Origin of the sequence: Plantactinospora sp. B24E8 (assembly GCF_039871735.1) — a bacterium.
GTDB lineage: Bacteria > Actinomycetota > Actinomycetes > Mycobacteriales > Micromonosporaceae > Plantactinospora.
In genome coordinates this window covers 125,139-149,037 of sequence record NZ_JBDPMH010000006.1, presented here as the reverse complement: position 1 = coordinate 149,037, position 23,899 = coordinate 125,139, and the positions used below count along the sequence as shown (strand labels likewise).

The following is a 23,899-nucleotide window of genomic DNA, read 5'->3' as shown; positions in this document are numbered from 1 at the left end:
GGTTGGAGGAGGGCCTTCGTTGGCGGCGTGGGCATGCGGAGGGGCCCGGGTGGCGTCGCCACCCGGGCCCCTCCGCGTGGTGCTGCTGTTACTCGTCCGCTCCGGCGGCGGCGGTGTCGCCGAGGCTGGCCGGCACCGCATCCGGCACCGCGACCGGCTTGTCCGCACCGCGGAACACCAGCTTCGACTTGTCGATGTCCTCCGGGTCGCCCTCGCAGTCCACGACCACGATCTGGCCCGGGGTCAACTCGTTGAACAGGATCCGCTCCGACAGGTTGTCCTCGATGTCGCGCTGGATGGTCCGGCGCAGCGGCCGGGCGCCCAGCACGGGGTCGAAGCCCTTCTTCGCCAGGTACTTCTTGGCGTTGTCGGTCAGCTCGAGGCCCATGTCCTTGTTCCGGAGCTGGGTCTCGATCCGCTGGATCATGATGTCCACGATCGACAGGATCTCGGTCTGGTTGAGCTGGTGGAACACGATCGTGTCGTCGATCCGGTTGAGGAACTCCGGCCGGAAGTGCTGTTTCAGCTCGTCGTTGACCTTCTGCTTCATCCGCTCGTAGTTGGACTCGTTGTCCTCCGAGGCCTGGAAGCCCATGGACACCGCCTTGGCCACGTCCCTGGTGCCCAGGTTGGTGGTCAGGATGATGACCGTGTTCTTGAAGTCGACGATCCGACCCTGGCCGTCCGTGAGCCGCCCGTCCTCCAGAATCTGGAGCAGGGTGTTGAAGACGTCCGGGTGGGCCTTCTCGATCTCGTCGAACAGGACCACGGAGAACGGCCGACGCCGCACCTTCTCGGTCAGCTGCCCGCCCTCGTCGTAGCCGACGTAGCCGGGAGGCGCACCGACGAGCCGGGACACCGTGTACCGGTCGTGGAACTCCGACATGTCGAGCTGGATGAGTGCGTCCTCGCTGCCGAACAGGAACTCCGCCAGCGCCTTGGAGAGCTCGGTCTTACCGACGCCGGACGGGCCGGCGAAGATGAACGAGCCGGACGGCCGCTTCGGGTCCTTCAGGCCGGCCCGGGTACGCCGGATCGCCTTCGACACCGCCTTGACCGCGTCCTCCTGGCCGACGACCCGCTTGTGCAGCTCGTCTTCCATCCGCAGCAACCGGGAGGTCTCCTCCTCGGTCAGCTTGTAGACCGGGATGCCGGTCCAGTTGGCGAGGACCTCGGCGATCTGCTCGTCGTCAACCTCGCTGACGACGTCCAGGTCACCGGCCTTCCACTCCTTCTCCCGCTGCGCCTTCTGGCCCAGCAGCTGCTTCTCCTTGTCGCGCAGCTGCGCGGCCCGCTCGAAGTCCTGCGCGTCGATCGCGGACTCCTTGTCGCGGCGGACCTGGGCGATCCGCTCGTCGAAGTCACGCAGGTCCGGCGGCGCGGTCATCCGGCGGATCCGCATCCGGGCACCGGCCTCGTCGATCAGGTCGATCGCCTTGTCCGGCAGGAAGCGGTCCGAGATGTACCGGTCGGCCAGCGTCGCCGCCGCCACCAGCGCGGCGTCGGTGATGCTCACCCGGTGGTGCGCCTCGTACCGGTCACGCAGGCCCTTGAGGATCTCGATGGTGTGGGCCAGCGACGGCTCACCCACCTGGATCGGCTGGAACCGGCGCTCGAGCGCGGCGTCCTTCTCCAGGTGCTTGCGGTACTCGTCGAGGGTGGTCGCGCCGATGGTCTGCAGCTCGCCACGGGCCAGCATCGGCTTGAGGATGCTCGCCGCGTCGATCGCGCCCTCGGCGGCACCCGCGCCGACCAGGGTGTGGATCTCGTCGATGAACAGGATGATGTCGCCCCGGGTACGGATCTCCTTGAGCACCTTCTTCAGGCGCTCCTCGAAGTCACCGCGGTAACGCGAGCCGGCCACCAGAGCACCGAGGTCAAGCGTGTAGAGCTGCTTGTCCTTGAGCGTCTCCGGCACCTCGCCCTTGATGATCTTCTGGGAGAGGCCCTCGACGACGGCGGTCTTGCCGACGCCGGGCTCGCCGATCAGGACCGGGTTGTTCTTGGTCCGGCGGGAGAGCACCTGCATCACCCGCTCGATCTCCTTCTCGCGCCCGATGACCGGGTCGAGCTTGCCCTCGCGGGCGGCCTGGGTCAGGTTACGACCGAACTGGTCGAGCACCAGGCTGGTCGACGGAGCGGCCTCGCCCGGCGCGGTGCCGGCGGCCGCCGGCTCCTTGCCCTGGTAGCCGGAGAGCAGCTGGATGACCTGCTGGCGGACCCGGTTGAGGTCGGCGCCGAGCTTCACCAGCACCTGGGCGGCGACGCCCTCACCCTCGCGGATCAGGCCGAGCAGGATGTGCTCCGTCCCGATGTAGTTGTGGCCGAGCTGGAGTGCCTCCCGCAGGGAGAGCTCCAGCACCTTCTTGGCCCGCGGGGTGAACGGGATGTGCCCGCTCGGCGCCTGCTGGCCCTGGCCGATGATCTCCTCGACCTGCTGGCGGACGCCCTCCAGGGAGATGCCCAGGCTCTCCAGGGCCTTGGCGGCGACGCCTTCGCCCTCGTGGATGAGACCCAGCAGGATGTGTTCCGTACCGATGTAGTTGTGGTTGAGCATCCGGGCTTCTTCTTGAGCCAGGACGACAACCCGCCGCGCTCGGTCGGTGAACCGCTCGAACATGCCCTCGTGCTCCTCACGTGCCGTGCGCACTCGATCTTGATGGTCAAGCATCGTGGCGGGGCCACCACCCGGACGTCCGGGGCGGACATCCGTGCTCCCTTACTCTATCGCCGCGAGCCGACTCTCCTGAGGTCGTGTGTTGCTGGAATGAGCCACATACGCGACGTTTTTCCCAACCGCCCGCGCTCAGCGATGCTTCCCAGACCATCCGCTGTACGCGCAGAGCGAAATTCAAGCCCTCTGACGGGACGTCGCGACCCCGCGTCGTCCACAGGCTGTGGACAACTTCGTCCACTGGATGTGGACAACGCCTGGCGGGTCAGGATGTTCCCGGCCGGCCGACGGAATCTCGGCAGCGGGCTCCGGCCGGCGCACCCCGGCCCGACAGCCCGGCGCGGCGGCGGCATCCCGTCGGCGAACCGGACCGACCGGGAGTCGGAGGCCGGCAAGTGCAGAACACGCAAAAACGACAATGCGGGGCAGATGGACAGATGTCCACCCACCCCGCACCGGGGGGACGACAGGGCCTAGCGGCCCGCCTTCGCGTGGTACTCGTCGACGATCTCCTGAGGGATACGCCCCCGGTCGGAGATCTCCTTGCCTTCCTTCTTCGCCCAGGCCCGGATCGCCTTGTTCTGCTCGCGATCGGCGGTGGCCCCACCGCGCCCACGGGCAGCCCGGCCACCGACGACCACACCGCCACGGCCGACCTTGGTCCCGTTGGCGACGTACGGGGCGAATAGCTCCCGCAATTTGCCGGCGTTCTTGTCCGACAGGTCGATCTCGTACTGCACGCCGTCGAGCGAGAACTTGACGGTCTCGTCCGCGTCTCCGCCGTCCAGGTCATCGACCAGCTTGTGAATGATCTGCTTGGCCACGTGTCGCTATCCTTTCGAGCAGGTTCCCCGCAAACAAGAGCACAATAGCTCCCGAGATGCTTGCTCCGTCAATAGGACGGCGAAACTACGCGACAAGCCGTGACCTAACTGGGCGACAAGACGCGACCGATCTCGGCGCCCAGCCTCGGACGACGACTACTACTCCGGCCGGACCATCGGGAAGAGGATGGTTTCCCGAATTCCCAGGCCGGTGAGGGCCATCAGCAGCCGATCGATTCCCATTCCCATGCCCCCGGTCGGCGGCATTCCGTACTCCAGGGCCCGCAGGAAGTCCTCGTCGAGCCGCATCGCCTCGTCGTCGCCCTTCGCCCCCTGCTGCGCCTGGGCCACCAGTCGTTGCCGCTGCACGACCGGATCGACCAGCTCCGAGTAACCGGTGGCCAGCTCGAATCCCAGCACGTAGAGGTCCCATTTCTCGGTGAGCCCCGGCTCGGACCGGTGCGCCCGCACCAGCGGACTCGTCTCCTCCGGGTAGTCCCGTACGAAGGTGGGGCGGCGCAGTCCCGGCACCACCAGTTCCTCGAAAAGCTCCTCGGCGAGCTTGCCCGGACCCCACTTGGGATCGACCGCCAGCCCCACCTTTTCCGCGTAGCGCAACAGGTCCGCCATCGGCGTACGGACGGTCACCTCCTCGCCCAGCGCCTCGGAGAGCGACCCGAAGAGGGTCACCGACCGCCACTGCCCACCCAGATCGAACTCGGTGCCGTCGGCATGCGTCACCAGATGCGATCCGGCGACCGCCAGCGCGGCACGTTGTACCAGGTCACGGGTCAGTTCGGCGACGGTGTCGTAGGTGCCGTACGCCTCGTACGCCTCGAGCATGGCGAACTCGGGAGAGTGCGAGGAGTCGACGCCCTCATTCCGGAAGTTACGGTTGATCTCGAAGACCCGGTCGATGCCACCGACCACGGCCCGCTTCAGATAAAGCTCCGGGGCGATTCGCAGATACAGATCAGTGTCCAATGCATTGCTGTGTGTCACGAATGGCCGGGCGGTGGCCCCACCGGGCAGCGTCTGCAGCATCGGGGTTTCGACTTCCACGAAACTCCGGCCATGCAGCGAATCACGCAGGCTACGCAGCGTCGTGGCCCGGGTCCGTACCATCTGGCGGGCCTGCGGACGGACGATCAGATCAACGTAACGCTGGCGGACCCGGGCCTCCTCGCTCAACGGCTTGTGCGCCACCGGGAGTGGCCGCAGTGCCTTCGCGGTCAGCGTCCAGGAATCGGCCAGCACGGAAAGCTCACCACGCCGGCTGGTAATCACCTCGCCGGTCACCCCGACATGGTCGCCGAGGTCGACCAGCCGCTTCCACTCTTCGAGCCGTTCCGGGCCGACGCGGTCCAGCGAGAGCATCGCCTGCAATTCGGTCCCGTCGCCGTCCCGCAGGGTGGCGAAGCAGAGCTTTCCGGTATTCCGTACGAAGATCACCCGGCCGGCGACCGCGGCCGCGTCACCGGTGGCGGTGTCGGTCGGCAGATCGGCGTAGCGGGCCCGGATCTCGGCCAGCGTGGCGGTACGCGGATATCCCAGTGGATACGGTTCGATGCCGTCGGCGAGCAGGCGCTCCCGCTTCTCCCGGCGGACCCGCATCTGCTCGGGAAGGTCGTCGACGGCGTCGGCCGGGTTCGGAATCTGCTCGCTCACGGATGCTTCCTCGGGAATTGTCGGCGGAGTTCGGCCCCGAGCGTACTCAAGGGCCGACCCGGCGGGCAGCGGGATAACCTCGCCACCATGGTTGATCACACCCGCGCCCGCTCCTTCGGGCCGGCCGCCGAGGCCTACGACCGGTACCGGCCGACGTACCCCGCACCGGCGGTGACCTGGGCGGTCGGCCACCCCGCCCCGGCCCGGGTGGTCGACCTGGGCGCCGGCACCGGCAAACTGACCCGGGTGCTGTGCGAACTCGGATACGACGTGGTTCCGGTCGAACCCGACGCGCAGATGCGGGCCCGGCTCGCCGCCGCCACCCCGGGCCTGACCCCGCTGGCCGGCTCCGCCGAGCAGGTGCCACTGCCGGACGGCTCGGTCGACGCCGTGGTCGCCGGACAGGCGTACCACTGGTTCGACCCACCGCGGGCGCACGCGGAGGGAGCGCGGCTGCTCCGCCCCGAGGGCTGGTACGCGGCGATCTCCAACGAACGGGACGAGTCGGTGCCGTGGGTGGCCGCGCTGACCGCGATCACCATCGAACTGCTCGGCGGCCGGGGCGCCCGGGACGACGGGCCCGGCATGACCGACGGCCACCATCCGGACCTCGGCCCGGTGGAGAGGACCGAGTTCCGGCACTCAATAACCCTCACCCCGGAGACCCTGATCGGGATGATCAGCACCCGCTCGCGCTACATCACCGCCTCGGAGGAGCGGAAACGGGAGGTCGACGCGGCGATCCGGGACCTCACCACGACCCACCCGGACCTGGCCGGCCGGGAGAGCTTCCCGCTGACGTACCGGACGGTGGTGCACCGCTGCCGGCGGCGCTGAGCGCCGGCCGGGACGGTGGCCGCGCAGCGACGCGGAGTGTGGGCCGGACGGTGACCGCCAACGGCCCGGAGAGCCGGCAGCGCGGAGAGCCGCCGGCTCCGGCGGTCAGCGGTTGCGGTCGTAGACCATCCGGAGCCCGATCAGGGTGATCATCGGCTCGTGGTGGGTGATCGTCCGGCACTCGCCGATCACCAGCGGCGCCAGCCCGCCGGTGGCGATCACCGCCCGGGCGCCGCCCAGCTCCTCGGCCATCCGTTCGACGATCCGGTCCACCTGGCCGGCGAAGCCGAAGTACATCCCGGCCTGCAGACACTCGACGGTGTTCTTGCCGATCACCGAACGGGGCACCGCCGGCTCGACCTTGCGCAGCTGCGCGGCCCGGGCGGCGAGCGCGTCGAACGAGATCTCGATCCCCGGTGCGAACGCCCCGCCGAGGAACTCACCCCGCCCACTGATCACGTCGAAGTTCGTCGTGGTACCGAAGTCGACCACGATCGAGGGCCCACCGTAGAGGGTGAACGCGGCCAGGGTGTTCACCACCCGGTCCGCGCCCACCTCCTTCGGGTTGTCGATCGCCAACTGCACGCCGGTCTTCACGCCCGGCTCGACGATCACGTTCGGCAGGTCGGCGTAGTACCGGGCCAGCATCGTCCGCAGCGAGCGCAGCGCCGCCGGTACGGTCGAGCAGGCCGCCACCCCGGTGATCTCGACCGCGTCCCCGGCGAGCAGGCCGCGGAACTTCAGCCCCAGCTCGTCGGCGGTGGACCGGGCGTCGGTCTTGATCCGCCAGGAGTGGACCAGCTTCTCGCCCTCGAAGGTCGCCAGCACCGTGTTGGTGTTACCGATGTCGATACACAGCAGCATGTGTCAGTCCCGAAACCCCGAGGTCGTGCCGGCGGCGATTGCCGTCCGGCCGGAAGGTCCGGCCCTACCGACCGGCGCCGTCGCGCGGCCGGAGGTCCATCGCGATGTCCAAGATAGGTGAGGAGTGGGTCAACGCCCCAACCGACAGGTAGTCGACGCCGGTGGCGGCGTACTCGGCAAGGTTGTCCAGGGTCAGCCGGCCGGTCGCCTCCAGTTCGGCCCGGTCCCCCACCGCCCCGACGACCTCGGCGAGCAGCGCCGGGGGCATGTTGTCGCAGAGCAGGAAGTCCGCACCCGCGTCCACCGCCTCCACCGCCTCGGCCACCGTGGTCACCTCGACCTGGATCGGCACCTCGGGAAAGGTCGCCCGCACCCGCCGGTACGCCGGGGCGATGCCGCCGGCCGCCAGCTTGTGGTTGTCCTTGATCATGGCGACGTCGTACAGGCCCATCCGCTTGTTCGCGCCGCCGCCGGCCCGGACCGCGTACTTCTCCAGAGCGCGCAGGCCGGGGGTGGTCTTCCGGGTGTCCAGTACGGTCGCCTTCGCCCCGCCCAGCGCGTCCACACAGGTCCGGGTGTGGGTGGCCACCCCGGACATCCGGCACAGCAGGTTCAACGCGGTCCGCTCGGCGGTCAGCAGCGACCGGGTCGGCCCGGTCACCGTCGCCAGTACGTCACCCCGGCGGACCGGGTCACCGTCCGAGGCGACCGGCAGCGTCCGGACCGTACCGGCACCGGCGAGGTCGAAGACCGCCGCCGCGACGGCCAGCCCGGCCACCACCCCGTCCGCCCGGGCCACCAGATCCGCCGTGTCGACCTGCTCCTCGGGGATGGTGGCCACACTGGTCACGTCCCGGTGCTGCGGCCCGAGGTCCTCGTCCAGCGCGCCCCGGACGATCCGTTCCACCTCCGCCGAGTCCAGTCCGGCTGCCCGCAACGCCTGCACCGTCGAGAGTTCCAGCACCACGCCTCCCTGCTCGCTGTCGCCACACCACGGCCGGCACCGCCGCCGCCCGTCCCGCTGTCGCTTGCCCGGCGCCGGTCAGCCCGTCGCCGCCCACCGCTGCTCGAGCCCGCCCGAGGCGCCGATCGCCCCGACCAGGTGCCCGAGCCACTCGTGCCGGGTCCCCGGGTGGTCCTCCCGCCAGTGGCAGCCCCGGGTCTCTTCCCGGGCGTACGCCGCACCCACCAGCGCCGCCGCGACGGTGACCAGGTTCGTCGTCTCCCAGCTCGCGGTTTGGGGTGCCGCCCGGGTAGCACCGAACCCGACCAGTTCGGCGGCGGTCGCCCGCAGCGAGTCGGCGGAACGCAGCACTCCGGCGCCCCGGGTCATCGCCCGGGCCAGGCCGGACCGGACCGTCGGGTCGACGGTCCAGCCGTCGCCGCCCCGCCACGCGCCGGTGGGCGCCGGTTCCGCCTGCTCCGGCAGGTCCCGGGTGATGTCCTCGGCGATCCGCCGGGCGAAGACCAGCCCCTCCAGCAGCGAGTTGCTGGCCAGCCGGTTCGCGCCGTGCACACCGGTGCAGGCCACCTCGCCGCAGGCGTACAGGCCGGGGATGCTGGTTCGGCCGTGCAGGTCGGTACGGACGCCGCCGGAGGCGTAGTGCGCGGCCGGCGCGACCGGGATCGGCTCGACCGCCGGGTCGATCCCGGCGGCCAGGCAGGACGCGACGATGGTCGGAAACCGCCGGTTGAGGAACTCCCCGCCGAGATGCCGGGCGTCGAGGAAGACGTGGTCGTCACCGGTGGCGAGCAGTACCCGGATGATGCCCTTCGCCACCACGTCCCGGGGTGCCAGCTCGGCCAGTTCGTGCTGACCGACCATGAACCGCTTGCCGTCGGCGTCGACCAGGTGGGCGCCCTCGCCGCGCAGCGCCTCGGAGACCAGCGGCTGTTGGGCGGCGCCCCCGGGGGCGTCCGGCCCGGCCGGGCGGACCAGCGCGGTCGGGTGGAACTGCACGAACTCCAGGTCGGTCACGGCCGCGCCGGCCCGCAGCGCGAGCGCGACCCCGTCCCCGGTGGAGACCACCGGGTTGGTGGTGGTGGCGAAGACCTGGCCCATGCCACCGGTGGCCAGCACCACCGCCCGGGCCAGGATCGCGCCGACCCCGTCCTCGCTGCCCTCGCCGAGCACGTGCAGGGTGACGCCGCAGGCCCGGCCCAGCCGGTCCGGCCCGGAACCGGGTGCGCGGAGCAGGTCGAGGACAAGCGCGTGTTCGACCAGCCGGATCCACGGGTCGCGGCCGACCGCCGCGTGCAGGGCCCGCTGTACCTCGGCGCCGGTGGCGTCGCCGCCGGCGTGCACGATCCGGTTGGCGTGGTGCCCGCCCTCCCGGGTCAGCATCAGCGAGCCGTCCGGGTTGCGGTCGAACTCGGCCCCCACCCGGATCAGTTCCCGTAGCCGGGTCGGTCCCTCCTCGACCAGGACCCGGACCGCGGCCGGATCGCAGAGTCCGACGCCGGCGACCTCGGTGTCGGCGGCGTGCGCCGCCGGGGTGTCCAGCGGATCGAGTACGGCCGCGATGCCGCCCTGGGCCCACCGGGTCGACCCGTCGTCGATGTTGACCTTGGTAACCACGGTGACGTGCAGTCCCGCCGCACGCAGGTGCAGCGCGGCGGTGAGCCCGGCCATGCCCGACCCGATCACCACCACGTCCGTGGTCTCCACCCAGCCGGGCGCCGGCGCGGTCAGCAGCCGGGGCAACTCCGGTAGATCGACGGTCGGCAGGCGCATCCCCCCAGTCAACCCGAAAAGTATTCGTCGGGCGGGCCGGGGGGCGGAGAAAGTGGCCTGCGACGCTATCCGGTCTGAACCGGCAGCCCGCGGGGTCCGGCGTCCTTCATCGACCGGGTGAACCGGGCGTCCGACTTCCACAGGTAGCAGCGCACGCCCCGGTCCCCGGCCGCCCAGTCGTCCTCCCCGCTGGGCAGCGCGATGACCCCGGTACGAAACTCCACGCTGCTCCGGGTCACCCCGGCGAAGCGGGCGATGACCCCGTAGCAGCCGCCGTAGAAGGCTCCCCAGTCTCGTTCCGCCTGCGGATAGCGCTGCCGGCTCGGCGCCCGCCACACCCCGGCGAACTCGGTGTTGTGCCGGGCGTCGCAGGCGGTCGGGTTCATCCGGTCGATCGCGTCGTTGCGGTCGAGTGTGGTCGCGTAGCAGCCGAGGTGCAGCTTGCCTGGGGTTTTCAGGGCATCCTTCAGACTGCCGGTCCGGGAGGTGGTCAGCCCCTCCTCCTCGACCTCGATCACCTCGACCACGTCGCAACGGAACCACCGGGCGCCGCCGTTCCAGGCCCGTTCCGAGGGGATCGAGACGCCGAGCCAGAGCCGGGCGACCCGCCAGTCCGCGCCGAGGTAGCCGCGTGCCCGGGTGTCGCACTCGGCGTACGCCGCGCGGCGCTCGGCGGACTCCCGGGCCGGCGGCGCCTGGCCCGTCGCCGCCGCGCCGGTGAAGGTGCCGACGTGCACGGTCTCCACCTGGTGGCTGCTGGCACAGTCGATGGGAAGGTACGACGACAGGTAACTGACCTCGGAGAAGTCCGCCCCGTGGCAGGTACCGGCCGCCGGGGTGAACACCTTCGGTTCACCGAGTGCCGCCCAGTCGTTGGTGAGATCGCCGTCCGCACCACCCGGTGCGGCGCAGCCGCCGAGAGCGAGCGCGACGGCCCCGGTCAACGCCAGGGTGGTCATCCAACGCCGCATGCGTCCCTCCCCAAGGGCGACTCTCCGTCTGCACCATACGGTAAACAGACGTGTCACCCGTTCGGGGAAATCACCGTGTCGCGAGCAGGTCCCCCCGAACCGGATCGCCGACCATGCCCGGGACCGCTTCGGCCGGGTCGGCACCCAACTCGATGATCCGGTTCGCCGCGTCCACGTGCACGATCCGGGGCTGGTACGTCCGCGCCGTGGCGTCGTCCAGCTGCGCGTACGAGATGAGGATGACCAGGTCACCGGGGTGCACCAGGTGCGCGGCGGCCCCGTTGATGCCGATCACCCCGCTGCCCCGCTCGCCCGGGATCACGTACGTCTCCAGCCGTGCCCCGTTGGTGATGTCCACGATCGCCACCTGCTCACCGGGGAGCAGGTCGGCGGCGTCGAGCAGATCCTGGTCGATGGTGACCGAGCCGACGTAGTGCAGGTCGGCCTGGGTCACGGTGGCCCGGTGGATCTTCGACTTGAGCATGGTGCGGAACATCGGGTTATCCCTCCGGGGTGACCGGTGCCAACTCCACCGGCATGTTGTCGATCAGTCGGGTGCCGCCGACCCAGGCGGCGACCAGCATCCGGGCCGGCCCGGAGGCCGGGGCCGGACCCAGGTCCGGGTCGGTCAGCACCAGGTAGTCCAGCTTGGCGACGGGTGCCCCGGGGCCGGTCGCGCCGCCCGGAGTGTCCGCGCCGAAGGCCCGGAAGGCGGCGGCGAGCGTGCCGGCGGCGCCCCGCCCGGCCGCGGCGCCGTCCGCGCCGGCCCGCAGCGCGGCCGACAGGCTCAGCGCGGCGGCCCGCTCCTCGGCGGACAGGTACCGGTTCCGGCTGGACAGGGCCAGCCCGTCCGGCTCCCGTACGGTCGGCACGCCGACGATCTCCACGTCCAGCTCCAGGTCGCGGACCATCCGCCGGATCATGGTGAGCTGCTGGTAGTCCTTCTCGCCGAAGAGCGCGACGTCCGGCCGCAGCAGGTTGAGCAGCTTGAGCACCACGGTCAGTACGCCGTTGAAGAAGCCGGGGCGGCTGGCTCCCTCCAACTCCGCACCGAGGCCGCCGGAGTCGACCCGGACCGTCGGCTCGCCGCCGGGGTACATCTCCTCCCGGGTCGGGGCGAAGACGTAGTCCACCCCGGCCGCCTCGCAGATCGCCAGGTCCGCCTCGAAGGTGCGGGGGTACCGGTCGAAGTCCTCGTTCGGCCCGAACTGGAGTGGGTTGACGAAGATCGTCGCGAGCACGAACCGGGCCCGGTCCCGGGCGGCGCGAAGCAGCGCCTCGTGCCCGGGGTGCAGGGCGCCCATGGTCATCACCACGGCCAGCGAACCCGGCAGCGGGCCCAGCGTCGCGGCGAGTTCCGCCCTGGTCCGCAACACCTTGGTCATCCGGTCCTCCCCTCCATCGCGGCCCGCCGGCCCCCGGCCGACAGCGTCCCGCCCCGGGTCGGCGTCGCCGCGCCCCGGTCCCGGGTCGACGGTCCCGCCTCCCGGGTCGCCGGCGTCCCGTCCCGGTCGGCCAGCACACCGAGCAGTGACTCGGCGTCGACCGGCCGGAGCCGGCCGGCGGCGATCGCCCGGTCGGCGGTGCGCCGGGCCAGGGCAAGATAGCTGGGCACCGAGTCCGGTGCGGTGCCGGCCAGCCGGTCCAGGTGCCGGGCGACGGTTCCGGCGTCACCCCGGGACACCGGCCCGGTCAGCGCCGCGTCGCCGTACCGCAGGGCGTTGTCGAGCGCGGCCCGGAGCAGCGGCCCGAGCACCCGCGCCGGATCCGTGACCCCGGCGTCCCGCAGCCGGTCGGCCGCCTCGTTGACCAGGGTGACCAGGTGGTTGGCCCCGTGCGCGAGCGCCGCGTGGTAGAGCGGCCGGTCCGATTCGGCGATCCACTCCGGTACGCCACCCAGGTCGGCGACGAGCCGGACGGCGTACCGGCGCAGCGGCGTCGGCGCGGTCACCCCGTACGAGATGCCGGGGAGTCGGGCCAGGTCGTCGGCGGTGCCGGTGAAGGTCATCGCCGGGTGCAGGCCCAGCGGCAGGGCACCGACGGCGAGGACCGGATCGAGTACGGCGAGCCCGTGCGCGCCGGAGGTGTGCGCGACCACCTGTCCGGGCCGCAGGGCGCCGCTGTCGGCCAGCCCGGCCGCGACGGTGCCGAGCGAGTCGTCCGGTACGGCGACCAGCAGCAGGTCGGTGGCGGCCCGGGCCACCTCGTCGGCGGAGCGGACGTCGGTGCCCGGAAGCAGCCGGCTGATCCGTTCCCGGCTGGCGGCCGAGGCGCCGGTGACAGCGACCACCCGGTGGCCGGCCCGGGCCAACGCGGCGCCGAGCACCGCACCGACGCGGCCGGCGCCGACTATCCCCACGGTGAGCGGGTCCGAAACGATCCCCTGGCACGGCCGGTCCTCGACGGCCGGCGGGACGACGTCCCGGGCAGCCGGAGCGGCGACTTCGGTGGCCGGCGGCGGAGGCGTCCCACGGGACGCGGCCGGGCGCGGGCGCGGCGATGCGCTCATGGCAATGATCCAGTCCTCGATGCGTGGTACCGGTCGATGGCAAGTATGCGCCGTCCCGCCCGAGCCCGACCAAGGGGTTGTGAAAACCTTCACCGCCGCCGATCCGGGATGAACCGCCCGTTTAGCCTGTCCCGGTGGCCATCGGATGGGCAGCGGCGATGTCGACCGCGCTGTACGGCGATGACGGCTTTTTTGTCACCGGGGCCGGGCCGGCCGCGCACTTCCGGACCAGCGCGCACGTCGTACCGGTGCTCGGCACCGCCGTGGTCCGGCTGCTGGAGCGCCTCGACCGGGCCCTCGGTCACCCCGACCCACTGGACGTGGTCGACGTCGGTGCCGGACGCGGCGAGTTGCTGACCAGCCTGATCCGGCTCGTCCCGCCCGGCCTCGCCGCGCGGCTACGCCTGACCGCGGTCGAACTCGCGCCACGGCCCGGGGAGCTACCCGAAACGATCGGCTGGCGCGCCGACCTGCCGACCGGGGTGGTCGGACTGCTGCTCGGCACCGAGTGGCTCGACAACGTACCGCTGGAGGTCGCGCAGGCCGGGCCGGCCGGCTGGCGCCGGGTGCTGGTCGATCCCGCCACCGGCGCCGAGTCGGTTGGCGACGCGGTCGACGCCGCCGAACGGGAGTGGCTCGACCGCTGGTGGCCGACGCCCGTCGGCATCGACGGGCCGGGCGTCCGGGCCGAGATCGGGCTGCCTCGGGACGCCGCCTGGGCGACCGCCGTCGCCGTGGTGGACCGGGGACTGGCCCTGGCCGTCGACTACGGCCACCTCCGGCAGACCCGTCCGGTGGACGGCACGCTCACCGGATTCCGGGCCGGACGGCAGGTGCCGCCGGTGCCGGACGGCAGTTGTGACCTGACCGCCCACGTCTCGATCGACTCGGTGGCGGCCGCCGGGTCGACTGCGGCCGGATCGCCGTACACCCTGGTCAGCCAGCGTGACGCGGTGCGCGCGCTCGGTGTCGACGGCCGACGGCCGCCGTTGGCTCTGGCCTCGACCGACCCCGCCGGGTACGTCCACGCGCTCGCCCGGGCCTCCGCCGCGGCCGAACTCGGCGACCCGGCCGGACTCGGCGGCCACTGGTGGCTGCTCCAGCCGGTCGGCCTCGATCCGTCCACCCCACTGCTGCCGCCCGGACGGTAGGCCGCCCGCTGTCTGCCGGGTCACGGTCCCGGCCGATCCGGGCACAACCGGGCGGCCGGCCGGGTTGGACAAGCCGGGACCGGCAATGGAGGCAGGCGTACGGAGCGGAGGTCGATCATGGGTTTCGAGTTCGGTACCGACGGACCCACCGCGATCCTGGTCGGCGTGGACGGTTCGGAGACGTCCCTGCGGGCGGCCGCGTACGCCGCCGGGCTGGCCCGACGGCAACAGACCAGACTGGTGGCGGTGTACGTCCGCAGCCAACCGAGCGCGCTCGTCGCCATCGCCGACCGGGCCGGTACGGCAAGCCTGGAGGTGGCCGGCGCCCAGGACGAGGTCGAGGCGGAACTGCGCGAGACGGTGCGGACGCAGACCCGACGCTGGGGTGTCGACGCCGACCTGGTGGTCCGGGCCGGTGACCCGCTGAGCGTCCTCTCCGAGGTGGCCGAGGAGGTTCGGGCCGACGCGGTGATCGTGGGCTCGTCCGCCGGCATCGGTCACCGGATCGCCGGGTCCCTCGCGGTGCGGCTGGTCCGCGCCCGCCGCTGGCCGGTGACCGTGGTGCCGTGACCACCCCGTGGCCGACCGGCCGTGGCCGTGGTGACCTGACGTCGCGGGGCGGACCGGCGGACCGGCGGTCATGGCACGATGGCGGGCATGACAGCCGACACCGGGGCGCTGCGGGAGCTGACCGTCGGCACCGGCACCGGGCTCGACACCGCCGACATGGTGCTGAACATCGGGCCGCAGCATCCGTCGACGCACGGCGTACTCCGACTCAAGCTGGTCCTCGACGGCGAGCGGGTGGTCTCCTGCGAGCCGATCGTCGGCTACATGCACCGGGGCGCCGAGAAGCTCTTCGAGGTACGCGACTACCGGCAGATCATCGTGCTGGCCAACCGGCACGACTGGCTGTCGGCGTTCTCCAACGAACTCGGGGTGGTCCTCGCCGTCGAACGGATGATGGGGATCGAGGTCCCCGAGCGGGCGGTCTGGCTGCGTACCGCCCTCGCCGAACTCAACCGGGTACTCAACCACCTGATGTTCCTCGGCTCCTACCCGCTGGAGATCGGCGCCATCACGCCGATGTTCTACGCGTTCCGCGAGCGCGAGACGCTGCAGGCGGTCATGGAGGAGGTCTCGGGCGGCCGGATCCACTACATGTTCAATCGGGTCGGCGGGCTCAAGGAGGAGGTACCGGCCGGCTGGACCCGCCGGGCCCGCGAGGCGATCGGCGAGGTCCGACGTCGGCTGCCCGACCTGGACAACCTGATCCGCCGCAACGAGATCTTCCTGGCCCGTACGGTCGGCGTCGGGGTGCTCTCCGCCGCCGACGCCGCCGCCTTCGGGGCCTCCGGGCCGGTCGCCCGCGCCTCCGGCCTCGACCTCGACCTGCGCCGCGACGAGCCGTACCTGGCGTACGGGTCGCTGGACGTGCCGGTGGTCACCAAGAGCACGGGAGACTGTCACGCCCGGTTCGAGGTCCTGCTCGACCAGGTGTACGTCTCCCTCGACCTCGCCGACCGCTGCCTGGACCAGGTCGACCGGATCAGCGGCCCGGTGAACGTACGGCTGCCGAAGGTGGTCAAGGCACCGGAGGGACACACGTACGCCTGGACCGAGAATCCGCTCGGCATCAACGGCTACTACCTGGTGTCCCGGGGTGAGAAGACGCCCTGGCGGTTGAAGCTGCGCACCGCCTCGTACGCCAACGTGCAGGCGCTCGCCACGCTGTTGCCCGGCTGTCTGGTGCCGGACCTGATCGCGATCCTCGGTTCGATGTTCTTCGTGGTCGGCGACATCGACAAGTAGGTCACGCCGAGGTCCGGCCGGTCAGCGGGTGGGTCGGGAACGTCAGCGGTAGCCGTAGTCGGCGCCGTAGCCCTGGTCCGCGCCGTGGCGGGTGCCACCGGCCCGGGGTGCCTCGTCCGCCGGCGGGTAGCCGTACTCCTCGTCGTCGCGGTGTCGACGCCCCCGCTGGGCCGGCTCGGGCTCCGGGGAGCGCCGGGACGCCGGACCCCACTGGGCGCCGGCCGGCGCCCAGGCGTCGGCCTGGTCGATGCCGCCGGCCGGCAACGCGGCAGCCCGGCCACCCCGTCGGTCGGCGCCGGCCGCCCGGTCCGACAGCTCTGGTTCGTCCCACGAGTCCCGGGCCCGGCCGCCGCGTCGCCGGTCGTCCTCGTCGTCCCGGTAGCCGGGGTCACCCCGGTAGCCCGCCCCGGCCGACCGACCGCCGTCGGCGTCGGGCCAGCGGCGGCCCGAGCCGCGTTCATCGTCGTAGCGCGGATCCGACCGGCGTACCTCGGCCCACCGGTCCTCGACCCGCATCTCCATGCCGGAGTCGTCGCTGCGTACCGAGGCCCGCCGCTCGCCCATCCGGAGTTCCTGGCCGTGCTCGTCCTCACGGACCGAGGACCACTGGTCGCCCGCCCGCAGTTCCGACCAGTACGAGTCGTCGGCGGGATCGCCGGTCTCCAGATCCGGATCGGGTTCCGCCGACCGGCCCCGCCAGGGCATCTCGCCGAACCGGATGTCGCCGAGCCGCACCCCGGCGAAGCGTCGACCACCCGGCTCGCCGTCGTCCGGCTCGCCGCCCCGGCGTCCGCGCGCCCGTCCGGAGGTCTCCTCCTCGTCGTCGGACCAGTCGTCGGGCCGCCCGTGGCCCCGCTCGTCTGCCCGCCCGTGACCTCTCGGGTCGTCCCGGCCGTCCCGACCCCCGTAGGTGTTGCCACCGCCCTGATAGGAACCGCCCTGGTAGGCACCGCCCTGGTAGCCGCCGCCCTGATAGCTGCCGTAACCGCTGTCGCCCTGCGGGCCGCCGTAACCGCCACCGCCGCCCTGCGGGCCGCCGCCGTACGCGTTACCGCCGTGTGGGGTGCCGTAGCTGCCGCCCGACGCGCTGCCGTACGTGCCACCGCCCCGGGGAGCGCCGTAGGTACTGCCGCCCTGCGGAGCGCCGTACGTGTTGCCGCCCTGCGGAGCGCCGTACGTGCTGCCGGCCTGCGGAGCGCCGTACGTGCTGCCGGCCTGCGGGGCGCCGTACGTGTTGCCGTAGACGTTGCCGCCCCGGACGTCGTCCTCGGCGGCACCGACGATGGTGTGCCGGGTGGTGACCTGGACGGTCTCGGTGTGTTGCACCACGCCCGGACCGAGCAGCGGGAAACTTCCGGTCGCCGCGCTGTGCTGCGGGCCGCCGCCCGGCGCCCGATGCCCGCCGGACGGGACGGACGAGGCGTACGGGGCCGATGGGGCACCGTACTGTCCCGGTGGCATCCCGGGTCCCTCGTCGGCCCGGTCGTACCGGCCCCGGCCCGGTCCGGCCCGTCGCTCGTCGGAGTAGCCGTCGTCGTCGTAGCCGGTGTGCCGGTCACCCGGGTACCGGCCGGACCGCTCCGACCGGCGACGTTCCGGGCCCGCCTCACCGTGCCCCGGCCCGGCCGGGGTCCAGTCCTCCGCACCGCGTGACACGGCGGGACCCTCCGGCCCCTGACCCACCGGCGCCCAGTCCTCCGCGCCGCGCGACGCCGCGTGGACGTCCGGCCCCCGACCCGCCGGCGCCCAGTCGTCCGCACCCCGTGATCCGGCCGGGACCTCCGGCCCCTGACCCAGCGGCGCGGCCTCGCCGGTGCCGCGCGCCCTCGGCGCGCCGTCCCGCGCCGTCCGAGCCGGGGCGCCGCCGACCGACGCGGCCCCGACCGACCCGGCGGCCGGCGCGGTGGCCGCACCAACGGTCGGTGCCGGTACGGCGGCTGCGGCCGCGACCCCGGACCGGCCGGACTCCTGCCCGGCCCGGACCGAGTCGAGTTGGCCACGTAGCGCCTCGACGTCGCCCTGTACCGCGTCCAGCCGCTCGCCGAGCGTCTTGTGGGTGGTCCGGGCGGCGGTCGCGATCTCGGTGCGCAGCTCGCCCCGGAGGTCGTCGATCTCCTCCAGGAGACTCTCCTCCAGGTCCAGCCGGACGCCCTCGGCGTCGCGGCGCAGCGTGATGGAGAGTCCGATCAGGACAACCGCGAGGACGGCGAGCACGGCCGCGATCCGTAGCGGGCCGCTGCTCTGTCCGACCAGGAGTAACAGGGCCGCCAACGGGGCCAGTCCGACCCCTGCCCAGAAGAGCATGGTCAGCAGCGGTCTACGGCGGGACTCCTCAGCGGCCTCGCGGGCTGGCATGGCAGTGAAGCCTACCGACAGTTGCCGACGAGTGGGAGGGCGGTGCGCCCGCCCGAACATGGCCCGGCACCGGCCCGACGCCACCCTGGGTGACGTCCGACCGGTGCCGGTAGAGGGTTTCCGCCCGGATCGGCGGAGGACCAGCCAGGTCAGCCAGCGGCGAGTTCACCGTCCGAGGAGAGGACCAGGCCGACACTCGCCTCGCCGCGCTTCACCGCGGACTTGGTCTGCGGACCACCGGCGTCGAACGAGCTGAACCTGCCGGCCTGGAAGTTGTAGACCCGGACCAGCCCGGCCTGGCAGGTCTGCCGCTGCGGGCACTCCGGCGGGCCGGCGAGCACGGTCGCCGTACCGGAGCACTTGGCGGCCAGTTCGCTGAGGGTCCGTACGCCGTACTTGTCGGCGAACTCCTTGGTGACCGCGAAGGCGTTCTGGTCCTGCGCGGCGGACGGCTTGCCGAACGTGATGCCCGCCTTGTCGCCGAGGGTCTTCAGGCCGCTCACCGTCTGGTTGAGGTCGGGCGAGGCGACCGGCGGCGGGGTGGCCCCACCGGGCTGCTGGTTCAGCTTGTTGTTCAGGAACTCGGCCATGCTGGCGGCGTACTCCGGAACCACCTGGATCTGGCCCTTCTCCAGCGCGGGTTCGTAGAGTTCGCGGTTGCCGATCTGCTGGACCCGGGGCTGGTAGCCGGCGGCGGTGAGCGCGATCCGGTACAGCTCGGCCAGGGTGGCGTTCTCGCTGAAGTTGGCCGCGCCGATGACGATCTCGCCGCTGCCGCCACCGGTGATCCCGGCGGTCAGGTTGTTGGCGGCGGCGAACTCCTCGGCGGCCACCTTCGAGGTCTTCCGGTCCGCGTCGACGGCCTTGTTCAGGCCGATGAGCTTGGGGGTGTCGAGGCTGTCCGAGACCTTGTCCAGAGCCGCGACCAGCGGCGGCTGGGCGACCTTGCTGTTGATCGCCGGAATGACGTTGTCGGTGTTCTGGAGCTTCTTGTCGTCGTCGAGGACCACCAGCTGGTTGCCGGTCACCGGCGCGCAGCCGGCGCCCTCGGCACCGGCCGGCGGGGCCTGGGTGCCGGAGGAACCAGCGCCGCCGCAGCCCGCCAGCACCCCGGCCGCGGCGACCACGCCGACGGCACCGATGAGCAAACGTGTAGGTACGCGCATGAAACGCCCGCCTCCTGTGTCCCGGCGCGGCCCGGGTCGGGCCGGCCGCGTGTCCGACGGGCGAGGCACGTTGCCGGCCGCCCGCGTCCTCCACGAAACATCTTCCCGTTCGGGGCGACAATCCGTCGGGATCTTTGTCACTGGATCGTCACGGAAAGTTCGACAACCCGCGCAGAGGTGCACACAAGGCGTGACGGAACCCCGCCCAGAGGTCAGGAGCCGGTGATCGCCGCGGCGGCCCGCCGGTCCGCCCGCCGGGACATCCCGCGCCCCGCCCGGCGCAGCGGCCGAGGGGTCACCAGCCGCTCCAGCCCGGCGAGCAGCAGCTCGACCAGCAGGGCGAGCAGGGCCACCAGCAACCCGCCGGCCAGGATCTGGCCACCGCCGACCGAGATGTCGAGCCCGAACCCGGCACTGATGATCTGGCCCAGTCCGCCGCCGTTCACGAAGGAGGCGAGCGCGGCGGTGGCCACCACCTGCACGGCGGCGGTCCGGAAGCCGGCGGCGAGGTACGGCACCGCCAGCGGCAGCTCCACCCGGCGCAGCAGCTGCCCGCCGGAGAGGCCCATCCCGCGGGCCGCGTCGCGTACCTCGGGGTCGATCCCCCGGACCCCGGTGTACGCGGTGGCCAGCAGCGGCGGCACCGCGAAGACCGCCAACGCGAGGATCACCGGCGGCTTGCCGAAGCCGATCACGGTCAGCGGCAGGATGGTGAGCAGGGCGATGGTCGGGATGGCCAGCGTGATGTTGGAGGTCAGCACCACCAGCCCGCCGCCCCGCCGGGTGTGCCCGAGCCAGAGCCCGACCGGCCAGGCGACCAGGCATCCGATCGCGACGGCCGCCGCCGAGATACCGAGGTGCTCGACCAGCCGGTCCAGGATGCCGCCCGGGTTGGTCCAGTTCAGCGGGTCGTTGAGCCAGACCACCGCCTGCTCGATCGGGTTCATCCGAGTGCCCTCCGACGTCGGGCCCACGGGGTGAGCAGTCGACCCAGCCCGGCCAGGAGCAGGTCCAGGACCAGCGCCAGCGCCACGCAGAGCAGGGTGCCGGTCATGATCTGCGCCTTGAAGAAGTTGTTCCGGAAACCACCGAGGATCAGCTGACCGAGGCCGCCGTGCCCGACCAGTACGCCGACGGTCACCAGCGCGACCGTGGAGACGGTGGCCAGGCGTACCCCGGTGATGATGCCGGGCAGCGCCAGCGGCAGGTCGATCCGGGTGAGCTGGGCGAACCGCCCGTACCCCATGCCCCGGGCGGCGTCGCGTACCTCCGCCGGCACCTGGTTGAGCCCGGCGAGGGTGTTCCGGATGATCAGCAACAGCGCGTAGACGACCAGCCCGACCAGCACCGTCGCGGTGCCGATCCCCAGGTACGGCGCGACGAAGGAGAACAGCGCCAGCGACGGCACGGTGTAGAGCACTCCGGAGAGTGCGAGAATCGGCCCGGTGAGACGCCGGTACCAGTACGCCAGCACGGCGAGCGGGATCGCCACCACGGCGGCGATCAGCACCGCCTGGGCGGTGAGCGCCGCGTGCTCGCGCAGGGCGGCGAGGATCGTCTCGGTGTTGCCCTGCACATAATCCCAGGAGAACCAGGGGTTGCCCGGGTCGTCCTGGGCGATCATGCGGAAGGACATACGTGGACGTTACCCCGGAGACCCGGACCGCCGGTTCCCCCGGCGCTGCCGGCGCCGCCGCGATCACCCTCGACCGGGTACGCAAGCAGTACCCGGACGGCACCGTCGCGGTCGGGGAGCTGAGTCTGGAGATCGCCGCCGGCGAACTCGTCGTGCTGATCGGCCCGTCGGGCTGCGGCAAGTCCACGGTGCTGCGCATGGTCAACCGGCTGATCGAGCCGACCGGCGGGCGGATCCTGCTCGGCGACGAGGACATCACCCGCGCCGACCCGGTGCGGTTGCGCCGTCGGATCGGGTACGTGATCCAGAACGTCGGGCTCTTCCCGCACCAGACGATCCTGACCAACGTCGGCACCGTACCCCGGTTGCTCGGCTGGTCCAGGTCCCGGATCCGGGACCGGGCCGCCGAACTGCTCGACCTGGTCGGCCTCGACCCGGCCACCTTCGGCGGGCGTTACCCGCACGAACTCTCCGGCGGGCAGCGGCAGCGGGTCGGGGTGGCCCGGGCGTTGGCCGCCGACCCGGTGGTGCTGCTGATGGACGAGCCGTTCTCCGCCGTCGACCCGATCGCCCGGGGCCGGCTGCAGGAGGAGTTCCTGCGACTGCAGGCCGAGGTACGCAAGACGATCGTGCTGGTCACCCACGACCTGGACGAGGCGGTCCGGCTCGGTGACCGGATCGTGGTGCTCTCCCAGGGGGGCCGGCTCGAACAGTACGCCGCCCCGGCGACCCTGCTCGGCGAGCCGGCCTCCCCGTTCGTCCGGGAGTTCGTCGGCGCCGACCGGGCCATCCGGCGGCTCGCGGTCACCCCGGTCACCGCCGACCTGCTGGATCCGCCGCCCCCGGAGGGCGCCGGGACCGGGCTGCCGACCGTGGCCCTCGGCTCGTCGCTCTACGACGCGCTCGCCGTACTGCTCACCACGAACTCGGACGACGCGCGGGTGACGGACGGGGACGGGCGGCCGGTGGGGCTGCTGACCCGGCACCGGATCCTCAGCATCGACTACCCGGCCGACCCGGTCGCCGGCTGACCGGCCGGCGCCCTGTCCACCGCGGCGGCGGTCCGGTGGCCGGCCGTTCGCCGGATCAGGCGCGGCCGCGCCAGCCGCCGAGGGTGGCCAGGCCGATGACCCAGCCGACGAAGAAGCCGTACGCGGCACCGTTGCCGGCCGCCTGGAAGGCGCCGAGCAGCGAGGGGTTGCTGCCGATCAGGGTGGCCAGCAACGCGGCGGTCGCCCCGGCGAAGACGTACGACGACCAGCCGGCGAAGAGTTGGCTGAGGGTGCCGCGTGCCCGGGCCAGTTGGGAGCCGGGGATCAGGTAGAGGAAAACGGCGGTGAAGACCACCAGCAGGATCGCCTTCAGGTCGGCGGCGATGATGTTCTGCAGGGTGTCGTCGGAGTCGAACCGCCAGGCCGGCCAGGCGAGCAGTCGGAGGAACCAGCCACCGGCCGTCTCCGGGTCGGTGTGGTCCCGGGCCCAGTCGGCGTACCAGGGGCTGCCGAAGGCCAGGACCAGGATGAGTGCGGCCAGTGTGCCGGCACCCGTGGTCGTCTTGTATCTGTTGGTGAGCGCCATGGATGCGTTATTGCCCAACGGATTCCGGCGCCGAAACGCGGTGCCCCATTGGTGCCTTCGGCACCTCGGCGAAGGTCCCGACACCTCGGGTGAAATCCGACCCGCACATAATTGACATTAATGGCGCAACTTGGTGTTGTTTGTCTCGTTCGCCGTCATGGACGCGGCTCACCTCTCTCCGTCCGATCCGGACCCGGCGAGGTGGGGAGTGACGGGTGGAGCCCGTACGACGGAGGATGGCCCGAGCAGCGGCCGCGACCCTGGCCGCCATGTCGGCCGTACTCTGGCCCGCGTCACCGGCGACGGCGGGGCCGGGCGACGCCGAGGTCCGGGGCGTGTCGTTCGCCTTCTGGTCCCGGTACGGCCCCCCGGTCCTCGAGACGTCCGCCAGGGTCAGCTGGGTACGCCTGTCGATGTTCGGGGTCGAGGTGGTGAGCGTCGCCGAGGCGACCGGCACGACGCGGCGTGGCCGGGACGAGCCGCCACGCGCCACGGCCACCAGTAGTGGTGCCGAGTTGTTCGGCGAGCCCGTGGACCTCGACGACGACCGCCCGAGGGGAGGACCGGTCACGGTACCCGGGTGTGGACCGGCCGGCACCGGTACGACTCAGTGTTTCTGCAGGTAGTCGATGAAGGCGGCGCGGAGCAGCGGAGCGGTCTCCTCGTACCCGTGTCCGGTGAACTCCCGCCAGAGCGCGACCGCCTCGTCCACCGTCGGTCCGGCGGCGTTCGGCGAACCGTCCAGGATCGTCGCCTCGTCCGCGTTCGGCAGGTGCCGGATCACCGACCAGAAGAAGCCGAGGTCACGCCGTTCCCGGGCCAGCGCGAAGGCCCGCTCCCGCAACTCCTCCGTGGAGAGCGCGTCCAGCTCGGCGAAGCTCGGCGGGGTACGTCCGGAACCTGATTCGCTCATGACACCGAGCCTAATCGCCGTACGGGCCGGTCGTGGCTGTCGACCGCACCCGGAAGGGTGGGGCCGGGTGACCCACGACGGGATCAAGCCTGACCGCCCAGAGCGGGGCACCCGGCCCCACCCCCGAACCGGACCGCCCACCCGGAGCCCGGACGGAGCCCGGACGGAGCCCGGACGGAGCCCGGACGGAGCCCGGACGGAGCCCGG

22 protein-coding genes are annotated in these 23,899 nt (G+C 72.1%); 6 read left to right on the top strand and 16 right to left on the bottom strand.

What is annotated here, in order from left to right; translation table 11 throughout:
- Positions 1-88 precede the first annotated feature (88 nt).
- The 3 genes from ABGB21_RS12390 to lysS form a co-directional block, all read right to left on the bottom strand.
- Positions 89-2,620 carry an ATP-dependent Clp protease ATP-binding subunit gene (locus ABGB21_RS12390; RefSeq protein WP_347651687.1) on the bottom strand — a complete coding sequence of 844 codons (2,532 nt, stop codon included), beginning with the start codon at positions 2,618-2,620 and terminating at the stop codon, positions 89-91.
- Between the two features lie 527 nt (positions 2,621-3,147).
- The gene (locus ABGB21_RS12385) at positions 3,148-3,498 is read right to left on the bottom strand and encodes an Lsr2 family protein (RefSeq protein WP_347651525.1); all 351 of its coding nucleotides are present in this window, start codon (positions 3,496-3,498) and stop codon (positions 3,148-3,150) included.
- A 159-nt stretch (positions 3,499-3,657) separates the two neighbouring features.
- On the bottom strand, positions 3,658-5,166 hold the full coding sequence (gene lysS / locus ABGB21_RS12380) for a lysine--tRNA ligase (RefSeq protein ID WP_347651524.1): 1,509 nt from the start codon (positions 5,164-5,166) through the stop codon (positions 3,658-3,660).
- 87 nt (positions 5,167-5,253) lie between these two features.
- Here lysS and ABGB21_RS12375 point away from each other — a divergent pair, with 87 nt between their 5' ends.
- Positions 5,254-6,003, top strand: a complete 750-nt coding sequence (locus ABGB21_RS12375) for a class I SAM-dependent methyltransferase (RefSeq protein ID WP_347677774.1) — start codon at positions 5,254-5,256, stop codon at positions 6,001-6,003.
- 105 nt (positions 6,004-6,108) lie between these two features.
- Here the strand turns inward: ABGB21_RS12375 and ABGB21_RS12370 are convergent, their stop codons facing one another.
- The 7 genes from ABGB21_RS12370 to ABGB21_RS12340 all read right to left on the bottom strand — a co-directional run bounded on the left by ABGB21_RS12370 (position 6,109) and on the right by ABGB21_RS12340 (position 13,081).
- Positions 6,109-6,867 (bottom strand): type III pantothenate kinase, encoded by a 759-nt coding sequence (locus ABGB21_RS12370; RefSeq protein WP_347651522.1) that lies wholly within the window; start codon positions 6,865-6,867, stop codon positions 6,109-6,111.
- Between the two features lie 64 nt (positions 6,868-6,931).
- Positions 6,932-7,828 carry a carboxylating nicotinate-nucleotide diphosphorylase gene (gene nadC, locus ABGB21_RS12365; RefSeq protein ID WP_347677924.1) on the bottom strand — a complete coding sequence of 299 codons (897 nt, stop codon included), beginning with the start codon at positions 7,826-7,828 and terminating at the stop codon, positions 6,932-6,934.
- An 81-nt stretch (positions 7,829-7,909) separates the two neighbouring features.
- On the bottom strand, positions 7,910-9,601 hold the full coding sequence (locus ABGB21_RS12360; RefSeq protein WP_347677772.1) for an L-aspartate oxidase: 1,692 nt from the start codon (positions 9,599-9,601) through the stop codon (positions 7,910-7,912).
- A 65-nt stretch (positions 9,602-9,666) separates the two neighbouring features.
- Positions 9,667-10,572: a septum formation family protein gene (locus tag ABGB21_RS12355; protein ID WP_347651520.1), complete on the bottom strand. Its 906-nt coding sequence runs from the start codon at positions 10,570-10,572 to the stop codon at positions 9,667-9,669.
- Between the two features lie 70 nt (positions 10,573-10,642).
- Entirely contained in the window at positions 10,643-11,068 is a 426-nt protein-coding gene (gene panD, locus ABGB21_RS12350; RefSeq protein WP_347651519.1) for an aspartate 1-decarboxylase, read from the bottom strand.
- Positions 11,069-11,072: 4 nt separating this feature from the next.
- A complete protein-coding gene (gene panC, locus ABGB21_RS12345) occupies positions 11,073-11,957 on the bottom strand; it encodes a pantoate--beta-alanine ligase (protein ID WP_347651518.1) in 885 nt (294 codons plus the stop codon).
- Positions 11,954-13,081: a DUF2520 domain-containing protein gene (locus tag ABGB21_RS12340; protein WP_347677770.1), complete on the bottom strand. Its 1,128-nt coding sequence runs from the start codon at positions 13,079-13,081 to the stop codon at positions 11,954-11,956. The genes panC and ABGB21_RS12340 overlap by 4 nt, the downstream gene beginning before the upstream one ends.
- Before the next feature lie 134 nt (positions 13,082-13,215).
- On the opposite strand from ABGB21_RS12340, the gene ABGB21_RS12335 reads away from it, so the two are divergent.
- The 3 genes from ABGB21_RS12335 (at position 13,216) to ABGB21_RS12325 (ending at position 16,044) form a co-directional block, all read left to right on the top strand.
- Positions 13,216-14,232 (top strand): SAM-dependent methyltransferase, encoded by a 1,017-nt coding sequence (locus tag ABGB21_RS12335; protein ID WP_347677768.1) that lies wholly within the window; start codon positions 13,216-13,218, stop codon positions 14,230-14,232.
- 117 nt (positions 14,233-14,349) lie between these two features.
- Positions 14,350-14,802, top strand: coding sequence for a universal stress protein (locus ABGB21_RS12330; protein WP_347651515.1), 453 nt, complete (start codon positions 14,350-14,352; stop codon positions 14,800-14,802).
- A 78-nt stretch (positions 14,803-14,880) separates the two neighbouring features.
- Positions 14,881-16,044, top strand: coding sequence for an NADH-quinone oxidoreductase subunit D (locus ABGB21_RS12325; RefSeq protein WP_347677766.1), 1,164 nt, complete (start codon positions 14,881-14,883; stop codon positions 16,042-16,044).
- Positions 16,045-16,086: 42 nt separating this feature from the next.
- On the opposite strand, the gene ABGB21_RS12320 is transcribed toward ABGB21_RS12325, so the two are convergent.
- The 4 genes from ABGB21_RS12320 to ABGB21_RS12305 all read right to left on the bottom strand — a co-directional run bounded on the left by ABGB21_RS12320 (position 16,087) and on the right by ABGB21_RS12305 (position 21,201).
- Positions 16,087-18,399, bottom strand: coding sequence for a hypothetical protein (locus ABGB21_RS12320; RefSeq protein WP_347677764.1), 2,313 nt, complete (start codon positions 18,397-18,399; stop codon positions 16,087-16,089).
- Positions 18,400-18,548: 149 nt separating this feature from the next.
- Positions 18,549-19,565 (bottom strand): glycine betaine ABC transporter substrate-binding protein, encoded by a 1,017-nt coding sequence (locus ABGB21_RS12315; protein ID WP_347651512.1) that lies wholly within the window; start codon positions 19,563-19,565, stop codon positions 18,549-18,551.
- A 212-nt stretch (positions 19,566-19,777) separates the two neighbouring features.
- Positions 19,778-20,512, bottom strand: a complete 735-nt coding sequence (locus ABGB21_RS12310) for an ABC transporter permease (RefSeq protein WP_347651511.1) — start codon at positions 20,510-20,512, stop codon at positions 19,778-19,780.
- Positions 20,509-21,201 (bottom strand): ABC transporter permease, encoded by a 693-nt coding sequence (locus ABGB21_RS12305; protein ID WP_347651510.1) that lies wholly within the window; start codon positions 21,199-21,201, stop codon positions 20,509-20,511. The genes ABGB21_RS12310 and ABGB21_RS12305 overlap by 4 nt, the downstream gene beginning before the upstream one ends.
- A gap of 2 nt (positions 21,202-21,203) precedes the next feature.
- Between ABGB21_RS12305 and ABGB21_RS12300 the strand changes: the two genes are divergently transcribed.
- The gene (locus tag ABGB21_RS12300) at positions 21,204-22,232 is read left to right on the top strand and encodes an ATP-binding cassette domain-containing protein (RefSeq protein ID WP_347651509.1); all 1,029 of its coding nucleotides are present in this window, start codon (positions 21,204-21,206) and stop codon (positions 22,230-22,232) included.
- Between the two features lie 55 nt (positions 22,233-22,287).
- On the opposite strand, the gene ABGB21_RS12295 is transcribed toward ABGB21_RS12300, so the two are convergent.
- Entirely contained in the window at positions 22,288-22,779 is a 492-nt protein-coding gene (locus tag ABGB21_RS12295; protein WP_347651508.1) for a hypothetical protein, read from the bottom strand.
- A gap of 236 nt (positions 22,780-23,015) precedes the next feature.
- On the opposite strand from ABGB21_RS12295, the gene ABGB21_RS12290 reads away from it, so the two are divergent.
- Positions 23,016-23,405: a hypothetical protein gene (locus tag ABGB21_RS12290; RefSeq protein ID WP_347677762.1), complete on the top strand. Its 390-nt coding sequence runs from the start codon at positions 23,016-23,018 to the stop codon at positions 23,403-23,405.
- On the opposite strand, the gene ABGB21_RS12285 is transcribed toward ABGB21_RS12290, so the two are convergent.
- Entirely contained in the window at positions 23,387-23,692 is a 306-nt protein-coding gene (locus tag ABGB21_RS12285) for a hypothetical protein (protein WP_347651506.1), read from the bottom strand. The genes ABGB21_RS12290 and ABGB21_RS12285 overlap by 19 nt on opposite strands.
- Between the last annotated feature and the right edge of the window lie 207 nt (positions 23,693-23,899).

Bases quoted from the DNA above. Each gene is read 5' to 3' on its own strand.
- ABGB21_RS12390 (WP_347651687.1), bottom strand. From the start codon at position 2,620: ATGTTCGAGCGGTTCACCGACCGAGCGCGGCGGGTTGTCGTCCTGGCT.
- ABGB21_RS12375 (WP_347677774.1), top strand. From the start codon at position 5,254: ATGGTTGATCACACCCGCGCCCGCTCCTTCGGGCCGGCCGCCGAGGCC.
- ABGB21_RS12370 (WP_347651522.1), bottom strand. From the start codon at position 6,867: ATGCTGCTGTGTATCGACATCGGTAACACCAACACGGTGCTGGCGACC.
- ABGB21_RS12360 (WP_347677772.1), bottom strand. From the start codon at position 9,601: ATGCGCCTGCCGACCGTCGATCTACCGGAGTTGCCCCGGCTGCTGACC.
- ABGB21_RS12355 (WP_347651520.1), bottom strand. From the start codon at position 10,572: ATGCGGCGTTGGATGACCACCCTGGCGTTGACCGGGGCCGTCGCGCTC.
- panD (WP_347651519.1), bottom strand. From the start codon at position 11,068: ATGTTCCGCACCATGCTCAAGTCGAAGATCCACCGGGCCACCGTGACC.
- panC (WP_347651518.1), bottom strand. From the start codon at position 11,957: ATGACCAAGGTGTTGCGGACCAGGGCGGAACTCGCCGCGACGCTGGGC.
- ABGB21_RS12340 (WP_347677770.1), bottom strand. From the start codon at position 13,081: ATGAGCGCATCGCCGCGCCCGCGCCCGGCCGCGTCCCGTGGGACGCCT.
- ABGB21_RS12330 (WP_347651515.1), top strand. From the start codon at position 14,350: ATGGGTTTCGAGTTCGGTACCGACGGACCCACCGCGATCCTGGTCGGC.
- ABGB21_RS12325 (WP_347677766.1), top strand. From the start codon at position 14,881: ATGGCGGGCATGACAGCCGACACCGGGGCGCTGCGGGAGCTGACCGTC.
- ABGB21_RS12320 (WP_347677764.1), bottom strand. From the start codon at position 18,399: ATGCCAGCCCGCGAGGCCGCTGAGGAGTCCCGCCGTAGACCGCTGCTG.
- ABGB21_RS12315 (WP_347651512.1), bottom strand. From the start codon at position 19,565: ATGCGCGTACCTACACGTTTGCTCATCGGTGCCGTCGGCGTGGTCGCC.
- ABGB21_RS12310 (WP_347651511.1), bottom strand. From the start codon at position 20,512: ATGAACCCGATCGAGCAGGCGGTGGTCTGGCTCAACGACCCGCTGAAC.
- ABGB21_RS12305 (WP_347651510.1), bottom strand. From the start codon at position 21,201: ATGTCCTTCCGCATGATCGCCCAGGACGACCCGGGCAACCCCTGGTTC.
- ABGB21_RS12295 (WP_347651508.1), bottom strand. From the start codon at position 22,779: ATGGCGCTCACCAACAGATACAAGACGACCACGGGTGCCGGCACACTG.
- ABGB21_RS12290 (WP_347677762.1), top strand. From the start codon at position 23,016: ATGGCCCGAGCAGCGGCCGCGACCCTGGCCGCCATGTCGGCCGTACTC.
- ABGB21_RS12285 (WP_347651506.1), bottom strand. From the start codon at position 23,692: ATGAGCGAATCAGGTTCCGGACGTACCCCGCCGAGCTTCGCCGAGCTG.